The sequence below is a fragment of the Devosia alba genome (assembly GCF_039938915.1).
Classification (GTDB): domain Bacteria; phylum Pseudomonadota; class Alphaproteobacteria; order Rhizobiales; family Devosiaceae; genus Devosia; species Devosia alba.
In genome coordinates, this window is record NZ_JBDUUI010000059.1 from 1 (window position 1) to 342 (window position 342).

General features: G+C 49.1%; 1 protein-coding gene. It reads left to right on the top strand.

Going from position 1 to position 342, the window contains the following annotated elements:
- Positions 1 to 191, top strand: a 191-nt coding sequence (locus tag ABFY71_RS18770; RefSeq protein ID WP_347947389.1) for a hypothetical protein, incomplete at its 5' end; no start/stop codon positions are given.
- Between the last annotated feature and the right edge of the window lie 151 nt (positions 192 to 342).

Consider the following 342-nt stretch of genomic DNA (forward strand, 5'->3'; position numbering starts at 1 on the left):
CAAGTGCAGCTACAGGTGGCGGTTGGTTGGCAGAGGTTATGTCCTGGAACTGGAGTGTTATCAGCTTCATTACAGCAACAGTCTGCGCTATCCTTACCGCTGCATGGAATGCTTATATCGGACACAAGCGCTTGAAGCTTCAGGAAGAGGCTGTACGTAAAGGTATCCCATTTTATGAGTTTAAGAAATAAGATTATAGCCGCCATCACTGGAGCCACTCTTTTAGGGGGTGGCGTTACTACAGTGGGGAAGCACAACGAGGGGGAGAGTAAACTCCCTGATGGTGCGCACCTAGCCTATCAAGATAGTGCTGGTATCTGGACCTACTGCTACGGTGAAACT